This is a genomic window from Arthrobacter wenxiniae, assembly GCF_013376105.1.
Taxonomy (GTDB): domain Bacteria; phylum Actinomycetota; class Actinomycetes; order Actinomycetales; family Micrococcaceae; genus Specibacter; species Specibacter wenxiniae.
In genome coordinates this window covers 128,397-143,641 of sequence record NZ_JAAMFM010000007.1, presented here as the reverse complement: position 1 = coordinate 143,641, position 15,245 = coordinate 128,397, and the positions used below count along the sequence as shown (strand labels likewise).

Annotated in this window: 14 protein-coding genes; 2 read left to right on the top strand and 12 right to left on the bottom strand. The window is 67.7% G+C overall.

Features of this window, described 5'->3' with window-relative positions; genetic code table 11:
* Positions 1 to 179: 179 nt before the first annotated feature.
* The 7 genes from G6034_RS07450 to G6034_RS07420 are packed head-to-tail and all read right to left on the bottom strand — an operon-like array spanning position 180 to position 7,903.
* Positions 180 to 989, bottom strand: coding sequence for an HpcH/HpaI aldolase/citrate lyase family protein (locus tag G6034_RS07450; protein WP_176634463.1), 810 nt, complete (start codon positions 987 to 989; stop codon positions 180 to 182).
* Between the two features lie 40 nt (positions 990 to 1,029).
* Complete coding sequence (locus G6034_RS07445) at positions 1,030 to 1,551, bottom strand: MaoC family dehydratase (protein ID WP_176634462.1); 522 nt, start codon at positions 1,549 to 1,551, stop codon at positions 1,030 to 1,032.
* The gene (locus G6034_RS07440) at positions 1,548 to 2,201 is read right to left on the bottom strand and encodes a CoA transferase subunit B (RefSeq protein ID WP_176634461.1); all 654 of its coding nucleotides are present in this window, start codon (positions 2,199 to 2,201) and stop codon (positions 1,548 to 1,550) included. Before G6034_RS07440 ends, G6034_RS07445 begins: the two co-directional genes overlap by 4 nt.
* A 2-nt stretch (positions 2,202 to 2,203) precedes the next feature.
* The gene (locus G6034_RS07435) at positions 2,204 to 3,019 is read right to left on the bottom strand and encodes a CoA transferase subunit A (protein WP_176634460.1); all 816 of its coding nucleotides are present in this window, start codon (positions 3,017 to 3,019) and stop codon (positions 2,204 to 2,206) included.
* A 51-nt stretch (positions 3,020 to 3,070) separates the two neighbouring features.
* A complete protein-coding gene (locus tag G6034_RS07430) occupies positions 3,071 to 4,234 on the bottom strand; it encodes an acyl-CoA dehydrogenase family protein (RefSeq protein WP_176634459.1) in 1,164 nt (387 codons plus the stop codon).
* Positions 4,227 to 6,287 (bottom strand): acetyl/propionyl/methylcrotonyl-CoA carboxylase subunit alpha, encoded by a 2,061-nt coding sequence (locus G6034_RS07425; RefSeq protein WP_176634458.1) that lies wholly within the window; start codon positions 6,285 to 6,287, stop codon positions 4,227 to 4,229. Before G6034_RS07425 ends, G6034_RS07430 begins: the two co-directional genes overlap by 8 nt.
* Before the next feature lie 8 nt (positions 6,288 to 6,295).
* The gene (locus G6034_RS07420) at positions 6,296 to 7,903 is read right to left on the bottom strand and encodes a carboxyl transferase domain-containing protein (protein WP_176634457.1); all 1,608 of its coding nucleotides are present in this window, start codon (positions 7,901 to 7,903) and stop codon (positions 6,296 to 6,298) included.
* Between the two features lie 136 nt (positions 7,904 to 8,039).
* Here G6034_RS07420 and G6034_RS07415 point away from each other — a divergent pair, with 136 nt between their 5' ends.
* Positions 8,040 to 8,642 (top strand): SACE_7040 family transcriptional regulator, encoded by a 603-nt coding sequence (locus G6034_RS07415; RefSeq protein WP_176634456.1) that lies wholly within the window; start codon positions 8,040 to 8,042, stop codon positions 8,640 to 8,642.
* A gap of 84 nt (positions 8,643 to 8,726) precedes the next feature.
* On the opposite strand, the gene G6034_RS07410 is transcribed toward G6034_RS07415, so the two are convergent.
* The 4 genes from G6034_RS07410 to pdhA form a co-directional block, all read right to left on the bottom strand.
* Positions 8,727 to 9,095, bottom strand: a complete 369-nt coding sequence (locus G6034_RS07410) for an SPW repeat protein (protein WP_176634455.1) — start codon at positions 9,093 to 9,095, stop codon at positions 8,727 to 8,729.
* A gap of 115 nt (positions 9,096 to 9,210) precedes the next feature.
* Entirely contained in the window at positions 9,211 to 10,566 is a 1,356-nt protein-coding gene (locus tag G6034_RS07405; protein WP_176634454.1) for a dihydrolipoamide acetyltransferase family protein, read from the bottom strand.
* A gap of 2 nt (positions 10,567 to 10,568) precedes the next feature.
* Entirely contained in the window at positions 10,569 to 11,579 is a 1,011-nt protein-coding gene (locus G6034_RS07400; protein WP_176634453.1) for an alpha-ketoacid dehydrogenase subunit beta, read from the bottom strand.
* Entirely contained in the window at positions 11,576 to 12,712 is a 1,137-nt protein-coding gene (pdhA, locus tag G6034_RS07395) for a pyruvate dehydrogenase (acetyl-transferring) E1 component subunit alpha (protein WP_343037976.1), read from the bottom strand. Before pdhA ends, G6034_RS07400 begins: the two co-directional genes overlap by 4 nt.
* A 245-nt stretch (positions 12,713 to 12,957) precedes the next feature.
* Between pdhA and G6034_RS07390 the strand changes: the two genes are divergently transcribed.
* Positions 12,958 to 13,428, top strand: a complete 471-nt coding sequence (locus G6034_RS07390; RefSeq protein ID WP_176634451.1) for an Lrp/AsnC family transcriptional regulator — start codon at positions 12,958 to 12,960, stop codon at positions 13,426 to 13,428.
* Between the two features lie 164 nt (positions 13,429 to 13,592).
* Here G6034_RS07390 and G6034_RS07385 read toward each other — a convergent pair whose 3' ends face one another.
* On the bottom strand, positions 13,593 to 15,245 hold the full coding sequence (locus tag G6034_RS07385; RefSeq protein WP_176634450.1) for a solute symporter family protein: 1,653 nt from the start codon (positions 15,243 to 15,245) through the stop codon (positions 13,593 to 13,595).

The window sequence follows — 15,245 nt, the reverse complement described above, 5'->3', positions numbered from 1 at the left end:
GGGACCCTGTTGTCCCGCGCTCCCCCGAAACCAGCAGTTTTTGATGGAGATCGACGGCTGCTGGCATGAGAGTCCCGAGTTTCTCTTGTTCGTGGGTTCGAGTCCGGCCCGGGGCACACCATGGCCATGACTGCTGCGGGAGCGTTGCCAAGAAACGCCCCGATTCCAACCGAGCGTTGCTAGTGGCCGGCGCGGCGGAGGGTCTGCCTTGCGTGCTGCAGGATGGGACCGTCCACCATCTGTCCCTTGAAGGCAAAAACCCCGGTGCCCGCGTCCCTGGCTGCGGCCAGCAGTTCACGCGCCGCGGCCACCTCGCCCTCCCCTGGCCGGTAGGCGTCCCGGATCACCGCCACCTGGCTGGGGTGGATGCATGCCTTGGCACCAAAGCCGCTCGCCGCGGCGTCGTCCGCCTCAGCCGCCAGCCCGTCGAGGTCGGGGATGTCCGCGTAGATGGAGTCAATGGCCAGCTTCCCGGCCGCACCGGCCGCCAGCAGCAGCTGCGAGCGCGCGTGCGTTGCCACCGCACGGTAGCTGCCAGCCTTGGGGCCGCCGGCATAGCGGCTGGACGTGCCTCCCAGTGACGCCACGAGGTCCTCGGCGCCCCACATCAAGGCAACCACGTTGAACAGTTTGGCCAGCCTCGGTGCGGCCAGGATGCCCGCAGCGGTCTCGCACAGGGCCACCACCTGGTAGCCGGTGAGCGACGCGATGATGTCAACGTCCGATGCCTTGGCCACCATGATGGTGTTGAAGCTGCTGCGGTCGACGGCGGCGAGATCGAGGCGGGAGTCGGCGGTGTCCAAGGCGTTGATCCGGACCATGGTGGTTGCCGGGTCCAGCGTGCTGTTGACCATGTTTTCACGCGCCTGGGCCTTGGCCCCGGGAGCAACGGCGTCCTCCAGGTCCAGGATGACGGCGTCGGAACGGTCCGCCGCCTTGGCAAACCGTTCGGGGCGGTCGGCCGGGGCAAACAGCAGGGCCGGACCCATGGCAAGGGTTGTGTGGGGATCTCTGATGGGGGTGCTCCTTCTACTGTGCGAGTGCGGCGTCTTGCTCGGGCATGAGCCAGAACAGGGCTGTGCGGCTGGCCCTGCCCACCACTGTGCCGTCCTGGTTGCGTCCGGTGTGGACCATGGTCACGATGCCCTGCCCGGGGCGTGAGGAAGAGAGCCGCTTCTCCGTTACCACCGTCTCCGTGTACAGCGTGTCGCCGTGGAACAGCGGGGCCGGGAAGGAAATGTCGCTCATCCCCAGCTGCGCCACGATGGTGCCCTGTGTCAGCTGCGCCACCGACTGCCCCACCATGGTGGCCAGCGTGAACATGGAGTTCATGAGCCGCTGGCCAAACGGTTGCGTGGCGCTCCACGCCGCGTCCAGGTGCAGGGACTGGGTGTTCATGGTCATCGTGGTGAACAGGACGTTGTCCGTCTCCGTCATGGTCCGCCCGGGTCGGTGCTGGTAGACGACGCCGGTCTCCAGCTCCCCGTAGTAGAGTCCCCTCTGCGTGACCACCCTGGCCTCGGCGGGCTCGACCACCGGCTCGCCGCTCATACGTTGTCCAGGTCGTGCATCTCGAGGTTCAGCGGCGCGCCGGTGGCGGCCACAATTTCCTCCACGGTCACGCCCGGGGCCAGTTCCTTCAGGACCAGCCCGTCCGGGGTCACCTCGATGACGGCCAGGTCCGTGACAATCAGGTCCACGCAGCCCTTGCCCGTGAGCGGCAGGGTGCAGCGTTCCAGGATCTTCGGGTTTCCCGCCCTGTCGGTGTGCTCCATCATGACAATCAGCTTCTTGGCGCCGAACACCAGGTCCATGGCGCCGCCCATGCCCTTGACCATCTTGCCGGGGATCATCCAGTTGGCAAGGTCGCCGTTTTGGGCCACCTGCATGGCACCCAGGACGGCAACGTCCACGTGCCCGCCGCGCACCATGCCAAACGACAGTGCGGAATCAAAAAACGCCGCGCCCTTGTTGACGGTGACCGTTTCCTTGCCGGCGTTGATCAGGTCCGGGTCCACGTCCGCGTCCAGCGGGTAGGGGCCGGTGCCGAGGATTCCGTTTTCCGAATGCAGCACCACCTCCACCCCCTCCGGGATGAAGTTCGGGATCAGGGTGGGCATGCCGATGCCAAGGTTCACGTACTGCCCGTTGTGCAGCTCCCGCGCCACCCGGGCGGCCAGTTCGTTGCGTGTCAGTGCCATGGTCAGGCCTCCTTCGTCTGGGTCTGGACAGGCTCGACCACCGGGGACCCGGCCACCGGATCCGAGACGGTGCGCTTTTCGATACGCTTTTCGCTGCCGGGAGTGCCAGCCGGGACGTGGACCACGCGCTGGACGAAGATGCCCGGGACGTGGACGTGCCCGGGGTCCAGCTCGCCGGGTTCCACCAGCTCCTCCACCTCGGCGATGGTGATCTTTCCGGCCATGGCGCACAGCGGGTTGAAGTTCATGGCCGTGGCGTGGAAGACCAGGTTGCCGTGGCGGTCCCCCTTCCACGCATGGACCAGCGCGAAGTCGGGTGTCAGGGACTCCTCGAGCACGAAGTCGGCACCCCCAAAGGTGCGCACCTCCTTGGGTTCGGAGGCAATCGCAACGCCGCCGGCGCCGTCGTACTTCCTCGGCAGGCCGCCCTCGGAAACCTGGGTGCCCACGCCGGCCGCGGTGTAGAACGCAGGGATGCCGGCGCCACCGGCACGGAGCTTCTCGGCCAGGGTCCCCTGCGGTGTCAGCTCCACCTCAAGCTCGCCGGCGAGGAACTGGCGGGCAAACTCCTTGTTCTCCCCCACATAGGAGGAAACGGTGCGGCGGATGCGCCCGTCGGTCAGCAGCACCCCCAGGCCCCAGTCGTCCACGCCGCAGTTGTTGGAGATGGTTTCCAGCTCGCGGGTGCCGGCGTCATGCAGGGCCTTGATCAGCGCCACGGGTATGCCACACAGGCCGAAGCCGCCCACGGCCAGGGACGCGCCGTGGTGGATGTCGTGGACGGCTGCGGCAGCGGATGCAACCACTTTGTTAATCATCGCTAGTATCTTTCACACTTCGTTGGACTCGGGCTGGCGGCGAACCTTTGGTCACAGGCCGAGGTCGCGGGCTATGAGCATGAGCTGGACTTCCGTGGTTCCCTCCCCAATCTCGAGAATCTTTGAGTCGCGGTAGTGGCGTGCCACGGGGAATTCGTTGATGAACCCGTAACCGCCAAACACCTGTGTGGCGTCGCGGGCGTTGTCCATGGCCGCCTCGCTTGCGACCATCTTAGCGATGGCCGCCTCGGTCTTGAACGGTTTCCCGGCCAGCATGCGGGCCGCGGCGTCATAGTACGCCAGGCGGGCGGTGTGCGCGCGGGTCTGCATGCGCGCGATCTTGAAGGAGATGCCCTGGTAGTGGCCGATGTTGTGGCCGAAGGCGGTGCGCTCCTTGGCGTACTTGACGGCCTCGTCCACGCAGCCCTGCGCCGAGCCCGTGGCCAGCGCCGCGATTGCGATGCGGCCCTCGTCCAGGATCGACAGGAAGTTCGCGTAGCCGCGGCCCCGGACGCCGATCAGGTTTTCCTCCGGAACATGCACGTCCACAAGGGTCAGCGGGTGGGTGTCGGAGGCGTTCCACCCCACCTTGTTGTATGGCTTCTCCACCGTAAAGCCGGGCGTGCCGTTGGGCACCAGGATGGTGGAGATCTCCTTTTTGATGGACCCGTTGTGGCGCTCGGAGGTGCCGGTCACGGCCGTCACGGTGACGAACCTGGTGATGTCCGTGCCGGAGTTGGTGATGAACTGCTTGTGGCCGTCCAGGATCCATTCGCCGCCCTCCAGCCGCGCACGGGTGGTGGTGCCCCCGGCGTCGGAGCCGGCGTCGGGCTCGGTCAGGCCGAAGCCGGCCAGCGCCTCGCCGCCCGCCAGCGACGGCAGCCACTGGAGCTTTTGCGCCTCGGTGCCGAAACGGTACACGGGCATGGCGCCCAGCGACACGCCTGCCTCCAGGGTGATGGCGACCGACTGGTCCACGCGGCCCAGCTGTTCCAGCGCCAGGGCGAGGGCGAAGTAGTCGCCTCCCATGCCGCCGTATTCCTCGGGGAATGGCAGGCCGAAGAGGCCCATTTCCCCCATCTGCTTGACCACCTCGTAGGGAAAGCTGTGTTCCTCGTCGTGCATGGCGGACACGGGCGCCACCACGTTGTCGGCGAAGTCGCGGACGGTGTCGCTCAAGTCCTGGTAGTCGTCGCTGAGCTCAAAATCAGGCAATGTTTTCTCCCTCGGAAGGTTCTATGGTGGCGACAATTTGGTCGGCCTTGACCAGGGCGCCCACCGTAACGCCCAGGTGCACGGTTCCGGGCAGGGCCGCGGTGAGCTGGTGCTCCATCTTCATGGCCTCCACCGCGAGGAGCACGGTGCCGGCCTCGACGCGGTCGCCCGTCTTGACGTTGACCACCGTGACGGTGCCGGGCATGGGGCTGCGCACCTCGGGGTCCGCCGCCGCGTCTTCGTGATCAATCCCGGCCAGCATGCGCGCGGTGGCTTCCTCGCGCGTCAGCACGGGGATGCGGGCCGTCCAGCCGCCGCTGCCCAGGACCACGGCGCCGTCCTGGAGCACCGCCCGGTACTGGCGCGGCTCCCCGTCCCACAACAGCGTCATCACGTTGTCATGCAGGCCCTCCAGCCGCGCCGGATGCCCGGTGGTCCCGCCCGCCAGGCTGACCCGTACGACGCCGGACCCCAGCGTGCCGCTGACCGTCACCACGTCGGTGCGGCCGGGACCGGCGCAGGACACCCGCCATGGGGCAGGATCGCCCAGCCGCCACCCGTCGGTGCGTGACCACGGGGTGTCGGCCGACCCGTCCACCGGGCCCCGTGCGCACAGCGCCGCGGCGGCGTACTCGGCCGGCCCGAGCTGGCGGAACGACAGCTCGGGCAGCTTGCGTTCGATCAGGTTGGTGTCGAGCCGCCCGGCCTGCACGTCCGGGTCGGCCAGGAGCAGGCGCAGGTACTCGACGTTGGTGGGCACGCCGAGCACCACGTAGTCGCGCAGCGCCGCGTCCAGCCGCGCCAGTGCCTGGGCCCGGTCCGCGCCCCAGGCGATGACCTTGGCCAGCATGGGATCGTAGTTGGCGGAAATTTCCAGGCCCGGCAGGAGCGAGCTGTCGACGCGCACGCCGTCGCGGGAGGCCACGGATTCGTCCAGAAGGGCCACGGCGCCGGCCGACGGCAGGAAGCCCTGCGCCGGGTTTTCCGAATACACCCGCGCCTCCACGGCGTGGCCCGCCAGTTCGATGCCGGACTGGGCCACCGTGAGCTTCTCCCCCGCTGCGATGCGCAGCTGCCAGGCGACCAGGTCCAGTGGCCGGCCGTCGGCCAGGACCACCAGCTCGGTGACGGGGTGCTCCACCTGCAGCCGGGTGTTCATCTCCATGAAGAAGAATTCCTCGGGGTTGTCATTGGAGACCAGGAACTCCACCGTGCCGGCGCCCGTGTAGTTCACGCTGGCGGCGGCGGCACAGGCCGCCGCGCCTATGCGCTCCCGCGTGGCCCCGCCGTCGCCCAGGGACTCCAGCAGCGGCGACGGGGCCTCCTCGATGACCTTTTGGTGGCGGCGCTGCAGGGAGCATTCACGTTCGCCCAGGTGGATGACGTTGCCGTAATTGTCACCGAGGATCTGCACCTCGATGTGCCGCGGCGTCGAGACGAGCCGTTCCAGGAACAGGGTGTCGTCGCCAAAGGAGCTGGCGGCCACGCGCCGGGCCGTCGCCAGCGTGGCCGGCAGTTCCTCCGGCGACCACACGGCGTGCATGCCCTTGCCGCCGCCTCCCGCGGAGGGCTTGATGAGCAGCGGATAGCCGATGTCCGAGGCGGCCGCGATCAGGTCCGCGTCGCTGAGGCCCGGCTCGGCGATGCCGGGGACCACGGGCACGCCCGCGGCGGCCACATGGTTTTTGGAGCGGATCTTGTCCCCCATGACGTTCAGTGCCTCGATGTTCGGGCCGATGAACGTGATGCCGGCGTCCGCGAGCGCCTGGGCAAAGGCCAGGTTCTCGGACAGGAAGCCGTAGCCGGGGTGGACGGCCTGCGCGCCGGATTCACGGCAGGCGGCCAGGACGGCGTCGATGTTCAGGTAGCTTTCGCTGGCCGCGGCCGGGCCGATGCACAGCGCCTCGTCGGCCTCGCGCACGTGGCGCGCTCCGGCGTCGGCCACGGAATACACGGCGACGGAGCGGATGCCCAGCGCGCGCAGGGTCCGGATGACGCGGCAGGCGATTTCGCCGCGGTTGGCCACCAGTACGGTGTCAAACAAGGGGGTCATGGGGTGGCTCACATTCTGAAGAGGCCGAAGGAGGTTTCCGGCAGCGGTGTCCGGGCGCAGATGTCCAGGGCCAGGCCCAGCACGGTGCGCGTGTCCGCCGGGTCAATGACGCCGTCGTCCCAGAGCCGGGCCGTGGAGTAGTAGGGGCTGCCCTGGTCCTCGTACTGGGCCTTGATGGGCGCCTTGAAGGCCTCCTCGTCCCCGGCGGACCATTCCTCGCCGCGCCTTTCGTGCTGGTCCCGCTTGACCGTGGCCAGCACGGAGGATGCCTGGTTGCCGCCCATGACGGAGATGCGTGCGGCCGGCCACATCCACAGGAACCGCGGCGAGTAGGCGCGGCCGCACATGGAGTAGTTGCCGGCGCCGAACGAGCCGCCCACAATGACTGTCAGCTTCGGCACGCGCGCGGTGGCGACGGCGGTGACCATCTTGGCGCCGTGCTTGGCGATGCCGCCCTGTTCGTAGTCCTTGCCGACCATGAAGCCGTTGAGGTTTTGCAGGAAGACCAGCGGGATGCCGCGCTGGTCGCACAGTTCGATGAAGTGCGCGCCCTTCAGGGCCGACTCGCTGAACAGCACCCCGTTGTTCGCCACGATGCCCACGGGGTGCCCGTGCAGCCTGGCGAAGCCGGTGACCAGGGTGGTGCCGTAGTTCTTCTTGAATTCATGGAAGCGGCTGCCGTCCACAATGCGGGCGATGACCTCGCGGATGTCGTAGGGGGTGTTCAGGTCCGTGGGCACGGCGCCGTACAGCCCCCCCGGGTCCGCCTCCGGCTCGGCCGCGGGGCCGACTTCCCACGCCGGGGCCGGGTTTTCCGGCAGGGTGGCCACGATGTCGCGCACAATCTGCAGGGCGTGTTCGTCATTTTCGGCCAGGTGGTCCACCACTCCGGAGATGCGGGCGTGGACGTCGCCGCCGCCCAGTTCCTCCGCCGTGACGATCTCGCCGATGGCAGCCTTCACCAGTGGCGGGCCGCCCAGAAAGATGGTGCCCTGGTTGCGCACGATCACTGTCTCATCGCTCATGGCGGGCACGTAGGCACCGCCCGCCGTGCAGGAGCCCATGACCGAGGCGATCTGCGGGATCCGCCGGGCGGACATTTGGGCCTGGTTGAAGAAGATCCGGCCAAAGTGCTCCTTGTCCGGGAACACCTCGTCCTGCCGGGGCAGGAACGCTCCGCCGGAATCCACCAGGTAGATGCAGGGCAGCCGGTTTTCCAGCGCAATCTCCTGCGCGCGCAGGTGCTTCTTGACCGTCATGGGGTAGTAGGTGCCGCCCTTGACGGTGGCATCGTTCGACACCACCATGACGTGGCGGCCGTGGACCACGCCGATGCCGGCGATGAGCCCCGCCCCCGGGGACGCGTCGTCGTACATGCCATTGGCCGCCAGCGGGGAAATCTCCAGGAACGGGCTGCCGTCGTCAAGCAGCCGGTCCACGCGCTCGCGCGGAAGCAGCTTCCCTCGCGCCACGTGGCGTTCACGCGACTTTTCCGTCCCCCCCAGCGCCGTGGCGTGCAGGCGCCGGCGGAGCTCGGCCACCAGCCCGCGCTGCGCCTCGCAGTTGCGCGCAAACGCCTCCGCCCCCGGTTCCACGCGGCTTTGCAAAGTCTCCATCGACAAGTAATCCGTTCCTCGGCCGGCCACACCGCTGCGGGGCCTGACACCGTCCGCATCCGCATGCTAAGTTAATGGTTATTAACTGAGTTCAGGTTAGTCCGTGAATTCCGTGATGTCCAGCACAAGGAAGAACATGAGCGAATCCCCCGCCACCGCGCGCACACAGGCCAAGGCCAACCGCCGCACCGTGCTGCTCGATTCCGCCGCCGCCCTCTTTGCCCAGCGGGGCTTCAACGGCGTGTCCATCGAGGACCTGGGCTCGGCCGCCGGCGTGAGCGGGCCGGCCGTGTACCGCCACTTCAGCGGCAAGCAGGCCCTGCTGGGAGCCCTCCTGGTGGGCGTGAGCGAGGACCTGCTGGCCGGCGGGCGCGCCGCCCTTGCCGCCGGGCACGACGACGCCGCCACCCTCCGCGCGCTGGTCGCCTTCCACGTGGACTTTGCCCTGTCCAAGCCCGATGTGATCCGCGTCCAGGACAGGGACTTTGACAGCCTGAGCACCGAGGACCGCAGGCAGGTGCGCATCCTGCAGCGCGCCTACGTGGAACTGTGGGTTGAGGTGCTGGGCAGGCTGTACCCGGACCGCGGCGCCGACATGCGGCGCCTGCAGGCGCACGCCGTGTTTGGCCTCATCAACTCCACCCCGCACAGCGTTGCCCTGCACGGGCGCCGCCCCGGCGCCTCGGGCGCCCGCCCCGTGCTGGAGGCGATGGCCTGGAACGGGCTGGCCGGGAGCTGACGAACCGCGCCGATGCCGGCGAACCCCCGGCCACGCAGAAAGCGCCGGGATTCCCGGCGCTTTCTTGGTTTCGCAGTAATGAATCTAGTGAGCCGGCAGGCCCTTGTCGTGTCCCACGGTGTGCTGGCGCATGCTTGGCTGGACTGCCAGAACGCCCGCAACGAGTGCTACGGCACCTGCAATCCAGGAGGTCCATGCCGCCCCCATGTGGCCGGAGTATCCGGCGATCCAGGGAGAGATGAACAGCAACGCCCCAAGTACCATTTGGACCCATTCGGCCACGGGGGTCCCGGGGCTCATCAGGTTCCAAACGCCTGCAATGATCAGCAGCACTCCGCAACCGATCATCATGACCATGGAACTGCCCTGCTGCGTCGTCCACAATGTTGACAGCGCGGCGTACAGGCCTGCAATCACGGCAACATAATCTTGCCAGCGGTTCCACTTCTTCATTGATACCAACCTCCTTAGGTTTCCCTTCAGTTGGCTCCCAAAGTGGGGGTCAGTACAAATATACGTCCGCTTGGGCAGCTATTCCAGAGGACGATGATTGCATGAAAGCGGCAGTTCAGGACAGTGCGAGCGCCATGGCGGGGTCGGACATGACGGCACCCACGTCCGCCAGGAACCGCGAACCCTGCTCCCCGTCCACCAGCCGGTGGTCGAAGGACAGGCTCAGCGTCATGACCTGCCGCAGCGCAATGCCCCCCTGGTGCTCCCAGGGGGTGTTCCGCACGGCTCCCAGGGCCAGGATTCCGGCCTCGCCCGAGTTCAGGATGGGCGTGCCGGCGTCAATGCCGAAGACGCCGATGTTGGTGATCGAGAACGTCCCGCCGGCCAGGTCCGCGGGCTGTGTCTTCCCGGACCGCGCCACGGTGGCCAGCTCGCCGACCGCCGCGGCCAGCCCGTGCATGCCCAACAGCTGGGCATCCTTGATGTTGGGCACCACAAGCCCCCTGGGCGTGGCGGCGGCAATGCCCAGGTTGACGTAGTTCATGGTGACAATCTCCTTCGCCCCCTCGTCCCAGCGCGAGTTCAGCGACGGCTGCCGCGCAATCCCCAGGCACACGGCCCGGGCGGCCAGCGTGAGCGGCGTGAGCTTCACGTCGGAGAACTCCCGCTTGGCACGCAGCTTCGCCAGGAATTCCATGCCCGCCGTGACGTCCACCGTCAGGAATTCCGTGACGTGCGGGGCCGTGAACGCACTTTTCGCCACGGCGGCCGCCGTGAATTTCCGCACGCCCTTGATGGGGGTCCGCACCTCCCTGGCGGCGTTGCCCGCGCCGGCCGGGGTGCCCACTGCGGACGCGGACGGCGCCGTGGCCGCCACCCCGGCACCCTGCGACGGGTCCCCGGCAAAGGAGAGGACGTCGTCGCGGGTGATCAGCCCGCGCTCCCCCGAGCCCACCAGCTCGGCCAGGTCGATCCCCATGTCCCGCGCCAGCTTCCGCACCGGCGGCGTGGACCGCGGCCGGTCCGCCTGGACGCGGGCCTGCACAGGGGCCGCGACAACGGCGGGTGCCGCTTCGGCGGCAGGCTGCGGCATGGTGGTGGTCGAGGTTGCGGCGAACGCACGGGCGCGCCGGGCCGGCCGCTTGGACGACTCCGGATCTGCGCCGTACCCGACAAGCGTCGGCACGCGCTTCTGGGCCGGGTCGACGGCTTCGGCTGCCGGCCCACCTTCGGCGGGCACCTCGAAGGCGATGATGACCTCGCCGACCTCAACAGTTGTCCCCGGCTCGTGGGTGATGGCGGTGACGATGCCCGCGTAGGGCGAGGGCAGTTCAACAACGGCCTTGGCGGTCTCAACCTCGCCGATGACCTGATTGAGTTGCACGGTGTCGCCCACGGCAACGTGCCAGCTGACAATCTCCGACTCGGTCAGCCCTTCACCGAGGTCCGGCAACTTGAATTCCTGGATCATGGTCATCCTTCCAGCCCCGAGAGGGAGTTGGGGCGGCCGAGGACTCGGTCAACGCCGTCGAGCATGCGGTCAAGGTCGGGCAGGTGGTGCTTTTCGAGCTTGGACGGCGGGTATGGGATGTCGAAGCCGGTGACGCGCACGGGTGCCGCCTCCAGGTAGTTGAAGCAGCGTTCGGTGATCCCGGCGGCAATTTCGGCGCCCAGGCCCAGGGTCTCGGAGGCTTCATGGGTGATGACGAGCCGTCCGGTGCGGCGCACGGAGTCCTCGATGGGGCCGTAGTCCAGGGGCGACAGGGAACGCAGGTCGATCACCTCAAGGGAGATGCCGTCGTCGGCCGCGGCCTTGGCGGCGTCAAGGGCGGTGCTGACGAGGGGCCCGTAGGTGACCAGGGTGACGTCGGTGCCGGCGCTCACCACGCGGGAGGCGCCCATGGCGGGGGCCCGGGACAGGTCCGCATCCAGGTCCACTTCACCCTTGGTGTGGTAGCGGCGCTTGGGCTCGAAGAACAGGACAGGGTCGTCGCAGGCGATGGCCTGGCGCAACATGGTGTAGGCGTCCTGCGGGTTCGAGACGCTGATGACGCGGAGGCCCGAGGTGTGCACAAAGTAGGCCTCGGGCGATTCCGAGTGGTGCTCCGGGGAGCCGATCCCGCCGCCGAACGGCACGCGGATGGTCAGCGGCATGCGGACCTGCCCGTGCGTGCGCATGTGGAGCTTGGCCACCTGGGACACGATCTGGTCGAAACCGGGATAGATGAAGCCGTCGAACTGGATCTCGCAGACGGGCCGGAAGCCGCGGTAGGCCAGGCCCACCGCGGTGCCGATGATGGCGGATTCGGCCAGCGGGGTGTCGATGACGCGGTGCGAGCCAAAGTCCTTCATCAGGCCGTCGGTGACGCGGAAGACGCCGCCCAGCGTGCCAATGTCCTCGCCCATCAAGACCACCTTAGGGTCGTCTTCCATCGCCTTGCGCAGGCCCGCGTTGATGGCCTGTGTCAGTGTCAGCCTGCTCATGACCGGCTCCCTTCCAGGGTGGTTCCCTCGGTGGTGGCGAAGGCGGCCAGGTACCGCTCGTAGTGGTCCCGCTGGCGGTCCAGGATGGCGTGCTCCGTGGTGTAGACGTTGTCAAAGACGGTCATGGGGGCGGGGTCCGGCATGTTGATGCAGCCGTTGCGGAGCTCGGCGGCCATGGTGTCCGCGCGCGCGGCCACCCCGGCCTCCGCGGCCTCGTCGAGCCTTCCCCGGCCTTGCAGGAAGGCCCGCACTCGGGCAATCGGGTCCCTGGCACCCCACTCCTCCAATTCGGTGACGCCGCGGTACCGGGTGGGGTCGTCCGCGGTGGTGTGGGCACCCATGCGGTACGTGACCGCCTCAATGAAGCTGGGGCCGCCGCCGCTGCGCGCCCGGTTCGCCGCCCAGCGGGTGGCGGCCAGGACGGCCAGCACGTCGTTGCCGTCGACGCGCATGCTCGGTATGCCGTATCCCGGGGCCCGGCCTGCGATCGGGGCGTGTGCCTGCAGGCCCACAGGCTCGGAGATGGCCCAGTGGTTGTTTTGGCAGAAGAAGATGACGGGGGCCTGAAAACTGGCGGCGAAAACCATGGATTCGTGGACGTCGCCTTGGCTGCTGGCGCCGTCGCCCAGGTAGGCAATGGACAGCGCCTCCTTGCCGTCCAGCACCAGTCCCATGGCGTAGCCGGTGGCGTGCAGGGTCTGGGCGCCGATGATGATTTGCGGGGTTGCCATGTTGAACTTGTGCGGGTCCCAGCCGGTGTTGGCGCTCCCGCGCCACGTGCTCATGATGCCGGCCAGGTCCGCGCCGCGAAGGTAGGCCACGCCGTTTTCACGGTAGGTCGGGAAGATGAAGTCGTCCATGGTCAGGGCATGGAGCGAGCCCGCCTGGGATGCTTCCTGGCCCAGCATGGGCGGCCACAGGGCCAGCTGGCCCTGGCGCTGGAGGGCCGTGGCCTCGACGTCAATGCGCCGGATGGTGACCATGTCCGAGTAAAGCTGGAGAAGCTGGTCGTCGTCGACGTCGGCCACCAGGGGGGCCAGTTCCTCGTCGGCAACGCTGGTGCCGTCTGCGGCAATAAGTTGGTGAATTCCGGGTTGCGGTGATGCCCCGGAAATGGCTGATGCGTCCAGCACGGCAGTTCGCCTCCTTAACTTCCTGCCGGGGGCCGGGCCCCTGGCAACGGGCCGGAGCATCTTGTGGATGCGGGCCCCCAGGCCGCGTGCAGTTTTGCAATGGGTCGTTGCGCGCGCGGCAGGGCGGCGTCATTGCAACCCTTAGCTGTGACGATACTCACAGCATGCAGTTGGCGCAATGTCCCTTCAAAATATTGATCATTCTGCACTACATTGATGGCCGCCACCGTGCTAATCTGCGCAATATGCATACTTTGGACGGCACCGATGCCCGCATCCTCCTGGCCATGGTCCAGGACCCGCGCCAGACCGTCGTGGCGCTGGCGCAGCAGCTGGGACTGTCGCGCAACACCGTGCAGGCGCGGATGTCCTCGCTGGAAAAGGGGCACGCCTTTTTGGCATTTGACCACCGCATCAGTCCCGCCGTGCTGGGGTACCCGCTGACGGCCTACATCTCCATCCACGTGCAGCAGCAAAAGCTCGCGGCCCTGGCGGCCTCGCTGGCCGGCATCCCCGAGGTGGTGGAGGCCCACGGGCTCAGTGGCCGGGCGGACATCCTGGTGCGGGTGGTTTCCACAGGGGCGGAGGACCTGTTCCGCATCAACGGCAAGATCCTCGCCTGCGACGGCGTGGAACGCACCGAGACCTCGCTTGCCATGAACGAGCTGGTCCCCTTCCGCCTCACTCCCCTGCTGGAACGCGTCCTGGACAGGTAGCCGGCGCCCGCGCCTTTGAAACTGCGCGGGCTTGCGTTCCAACGATGCGCCACTTGCCAAGTGGCGCATCGACGCGACCCGGCCGGGCTCCGCTTCATGGCCTACGACGGCAAAAGGCCCCGTCCGGCGTCGTGCGTCAACGCCGGACGGGGCCTTCAATCACGTCAGTGTTCCACGGCCTTCTCGGCGCCGACACCGGTCAGGGAGCGGACTTCCATCTCGGCCTGGACCTGCGGGTTCTCCGTGTTCTTGTCCAGGACCGTGCCCAGCCAGCCCAGGAAGAACGCCAGCGGGATGGAGACGATGCCGGGGTTGGCCAGCGGGAACCAGTCAAAGCTGGCGCCAGGAATCATGGCCTTTTCACTGCCGGAAACCACCGGGGAGAAGGCAATCAGGATGATGGCCGACGCCAGCCCGCCGTACATGCTCCACAGCGCGCCCTGGGTGGTGAACTTCTTCCAGAACAGCGAGAAGAGGATGGTGGGCAGGTTGGCCGATGCCGCGATGGCGAAGGCCAGTGCCACGAGGAACGCGATGTTCTGCCCGTTTGCCAGGATGCCGCCGGCAATGGCGACGATGCCGATGACCACCACGGTGCGGCGGGCCACCTTCACTTCCATTTCCGGCTTGGGCTCACCCTTGACAATGACGTTGGAGTAGATGTCGTGGGCGAACGAGGCGGCGGCGGTAATCGTCAGCCCGGCCACGACGGCCAGGATGGTGGCGAAGGCGACCGCGGAGATGAAGCCGAGCAGGATGGGCCCGCCAATCACAAACGCCAGCAGGGGCGCGGCAGCGTTGACGCCGCCAGGCGCCGCCAGAATGGCCGTCTTGCCAATCAAGGCGCCCGCTCCGTAGCCCAGGACCAGGGTGAAGATGTAGAAGATGCCGATGAGCCAAATGGCCCACACCACCGACTTGCGGGCCTCCTTGGCGGTGGGGACGGTGTAGAAGCGCATCAGCACGTGCGGCAGGGCCGCGGTGCCAAGGACGAGTGCCAGCGCCAGCGAAACAAAGTCGAGCGGCGCCTTGCCGTAGGCGGCGCCCGGGTTCAACAGGGCCGCCCCCGCCCCGCCCTCGTTGATGGACGTCTGCACGGCCGCATCCATGAGCGTGCTCAGGTTGAAGCCGTTCATGGCCAGCACAATGACCGTCATGATGGCGGCGCCGACCACGAGCAGGCAGGCCTTGATGATCTGCACCCAGGTCGTGCCCTTCATGCCCCCGATCAATACATAGACGATCATGAGCACGCCGACCACGGCAATGACGATTCCCTGGCCGGTCTTGTTGCCGTTGTCCAGCCCCAGGAGCAGCGAGACGAGGCCGCCGGCTCCGGCCATCTGGGCCAGCAGGTAGAAGAAGCAGACCACCAGGGTGGTGGTGGCCGCGGCGATGCGGACGGGGCGCTGCTTGAGGCGGAAGGAGAGGACGTCGGCCATGGTGAACTTGCCCGTGTTGCGCAGCAGTTCGGCCACCAGCAGCAGGGCCACCAGCCACGCGACCAGGAAGCCGATCGAGTACAGGAAGCCGTCGTAGCCGTTGATGGCGATGGCGCCCGTGATGCCCAGGAAGGAGGCTGCGGAGAGGTAGTCGCCGGCAATGGCGGTGCCGTTTTGTCCGCCGGAGAAGGACCTCCCGGCCGCGTAGTAGTCCGCGGCGGTCTTGTTGTTGCGGCTGGCGCGGAACACCACCACCATGGTGACGCCCACAAAGAGGACGAAGATCAGGATGTTGATCCAGGACGTGTCCTTGGTCTGTTCCCCGAGGCTCTTGTCCGCGGCGGCAAGGTGCTGCAGCACTGAGGTTGCGTTCAT